Origin of the sequence: Pseudomonas sp. K5002, from assembly GCF_013386655.1 — a bacterium.
Classification (GTDB): Bacteria; Pseudomonadota; Gammaproteobacteria; order Pseudomonadales; family Pseudomonadaceae; genus Aquipseudomonas.
This window is the reverse complement of the sequence record NZ_JACARK010001057.1, coordinates 1-3,469: the sequence shown is the minus strand read 5'-3', so window position 1 is coordinate 3,469 and position 3,469 is coordinate 1. Positions and strand designations below refer to the sequence as shown.

2 protein-coding genes are annotated in these 3,469 nt (G+C 64.0%); both read left to right on the top strand.

Annotated elements, in window-relative coordinates; genetic code table 11:
• Window positions 1-418, top strand: a 418-nt coding sequence (locus tag HX846_RS33115; RefSeq protein WP_372242041.1) for an efflux RND transporter periplasmic adaptor subunit, incomplete at its 5' end; no start/stop codon positions are given.
• Window positions 415-3,469, top strand: a 3,055-nt coding sequence (locus HX846_RS33110; RefSeq protein ID WP_178967040.1) for a multidrug efflux RND transporter permease subunit, incomplete at its 3' end; no start/stop codon positions are given. The genes HX846_RS33115 and HX846_RS33110, both read left to right, overlap by 4 nt.

The window sequence follows — 3,469 nt, the reverse complement described above, 5'->3', positions numbered from 1 at the left end:
CGGCGACCTGCTGGGTGAGGGCCGCCTGAGCCTGATCGACAACCAGATCAGCGGCACCACCGGCACCATCCGCGCCAAGGCCGAGTTCAGCAACGGCGCTCAGAAACTCTGGCCGGGGCAGTTGGTGACGATCCGCATCCAGACCGCCCTGCACAAGAATGCCCTGGTGGTGCCGCCTACCGTGGTGCAACGCGGCCTGGATTCGCACTTCGTGTACCGGCTCAAGGGTGACAAGGTTGAGGTGGTGCCGGTGCAGGTGCTGTACCAGAACAGCGACATGAACATCCTCCAGGGTGTGCAGGCCGGCGATGTGCTGGTCAGCGACGGCCAGTCCCGGCTCAAGGCCGGCGCCCAGGTCGATGTGCTCAAGGAGCCGCCGCAGGTGATCCAGACCGTTGATGCCAAGGTGCAGCCATGAGTGGCAGTCGTTCGCCGTCGGCCTGGTGCGTCGACCACCCGGTCGCCACCTTGCTGCTGACCTTCGCGCTGGTATTGCTCGGGATGATCGCTTTCCCACGCCTGGCCATCGCCCCACTGCCGGAAGCGGAATTTCCGACGATCCAGGTCAGTGCCACGCTGCCCGGCGCCAGCCCGGACACCATGGCTTCATCCGTGGCAACGCCGCTGGAGGTGCAATTCAGCGCCATCCCCGGCATGACCCAGATGACCTCCAGCAGTGCCTTGGGCTCCAGCCTGCTGACCCTGCAATTCACCCTCACCAAGAGCATCGACACCGCCGCCCAGGAAGTGCAGGCGGCGATCAACACCGCGTCCGGCAAACTGCCCAGCGACATGCCTAGCCTGCCGACCTGGAAGAAGGTCAACCCGGCGGACAGCCCGGTGCTGATCCTCAGCGTCAGCTCCGACAGCATGCCCAGCACCGAGCTGAGCGACTACGTGGAAACCCTGCTGGCCCGGCAGATCAGCCAGATCGACGGGGTCGGCCAGATCAACATTACCGGCCAGCAACGCCCGGCCATCCGGGTGCAGGCGTCGGCCGATAAACTCGCGGCCATCGGCCTGACCCTGGCGGACGTGCGCCTGGCGATCCAGCAATCGAGCCTGAACCTGGCCAAGGGCGCGATCTACGGCGAGAACAGCGTGTCGACCCTCTCGACCAACGACCAGTTGTTCCACCCCGAGGATTACGCCCAACTGATTGTGTCCTACAAGGACGGGGCACCTGTACAGCTGCGGGATATCGCCAAAGTCATCAACGGCTCGGAAAACGCCTACGTGCAGGCCTGGTCCGGCGACACCCCAGGGGTCAACCTGGTGATCTCCCGCCAGCCCGGCGCGAATATCGTCGAGACCGTGGACCGCATTCAAGCCGAACTGCCGCGCCTGCAAGCCATGCTGCCGGCCTCGGTGCAGGTCAGCGTGTTGACCGACCGCACCAAGACCATCCGCGCGTCCCTGCATGAAGTGGAAGTGACCCTGCTGATCGCCATCCTGCTGGTGGTGGCGGTGATGGCGCTGTTCCTGCGCCAGCTGTCGGCCACGTTGATCGTGTCCAGCGTGCTCGGCGTGTCGCTGGTGGCCAGTTTTGCCCTGATGTACCTGATGGGCTTCAGCCTGAACAACCTGACCCTGGTGGCGATCGTGATCGCCGTGGGGTTTGTGGTGGACGATGCGATCGTGGTGGTGGAGAACATTCACCGCCACCTGGAAGCGGGCCTCGACAAGCGCGAAGCCGCGATCAAGGGCGCGGGTGAAATCGGTTTTACCGTGGTCTCCATCAGCTTCTCGCTGGTGGCGGCGTTTATCCCGCTGCTGTTCATGGGCGGTGTCGTGGGGCGGTTGTTCAAGGAGTTTGCCTTGACAGCCACCTCGACCATCCTGATTTCGGTGGTGGTCTCGCTGACCCTGGCGCCGACCCTGGCCGCATTGTTCATGCGCGCACCAACCCATCATGCCCACGACAAACCCGGTTTCAGCGAACGCCTGCTGGCCGGCTATGCGCGCAATCTGCGCCGCGCCCTGGCCCATCAACGCACCATGGCCGCGATCTTCATGGTGACCCTGGCCCTGGCCGTGGTCGGCTACGTGTTTATCCCCAAGGGTTTCTTTCCGGTACAAGACACCGGCTTCGTCCTCGGCACCAGCGAAGCGGCGGCCGACGTGTCGTTCCCGGACATGGTCGCCAAGCACAAGGCAATCGCCGAGATCGTCAAGGATGACCCGGCGGTGGAAGCGTTCTCCCATTCGGTGGGTGTGACCGGCAGCAACCAGACCATCGCCAACGGCCGGTTCTGGATTGCCTTGAAAGATCGCGGGGATCGCGACGTGTCGGCCAGCCAGTTTATCGACCGGATCCGCCCGAAACTGGCGAAAGTGCCGGGCATCGTCCTGTACCTGCGGGCCGGCCAGGACATCAACTTAAGCTCCGGCCCCAGCCGCGCCCAGTACCAGTACGTGCTCAAGAGCAATGACGGCCCGACCCTAAATACCTGGACCCAGCGCCTCACCGAAAAACTGCGGGCCAACCCGGCGTTCCGCGACCTGTCCAACGACTTGCAACTGGGCGGCAGCATCACCCACATCAGCATCGACCGTCAGGCCGCCGCGCGGTTTGGCCTCACCGCCACCGATGTGGACCAGGCGCTGTACGACGCATTCGGCCAGCGCCAGATCAACGAATTCCAGACCGAGATCAACCAGTACCAGGTGGTGCTGGAGCTGGACACCCAGCAACGCGGCAAGGCCGAAAGCCTGAACTACTTCTACCTGCGCTCGCCGCTGACCAACGAGATGGTACCGCTGTCGGCGGTGGCCAAGGTCGACCCGCCCACCGTCGGGCCCTTGTCCATCAGCCATGACGGCATGTTCCCGGCGGCCAACCTGTCGTTCAACCTGGCACCCGGCGTCGCGTTGGGCGATGCGGTGATCCTGCTCAACCAGGCGAAGAATGAAATCGGCATGCCGACCACTATCATCGGCAACTTCCAGGGCGCGGCCCAGGCGTTCCAGAGTTCATTGGCCAGCCAGCCCTGGCTGATCCTCGCGGCACTGGTGGCGGTCTACATTATCCTGGGTGTGCTGTACGAGAGCTTCGTGCACCCGCTGACGATCATCTCCACCTTGCCGTCGGCGGGGTTGGGGGCGCTGATCATGCTGTCACTGATGGGCCAGGACTTTTCGATCATGGCGTTGATCGGCCTGGTGCTGCTGATCGGGATCGTGAAGAAGAACGGTATCCTGATGATCGACTTCGCCCTGGACGCCCAGCGCGTACGCGGCCTGCCGTCCGAGGAAGCGATTTATGAGGCGTGTGTCACGCGGTTCCGGCCGATCATCATGACCACCCTGGCCGCCCTGCTGGGTGCGGTGCCGCTGATGCTGGGCTCCGGCCCCGGCGCGGAAATGCGCCAGCCGCTGGGTATCGCGGTGGTGGGCGGGTTGCTGGTGAGCCAGGCGCTGACGCTGTTCACCACACCGGTCATATACTTGTACCTCGAGAAGTTTTTCC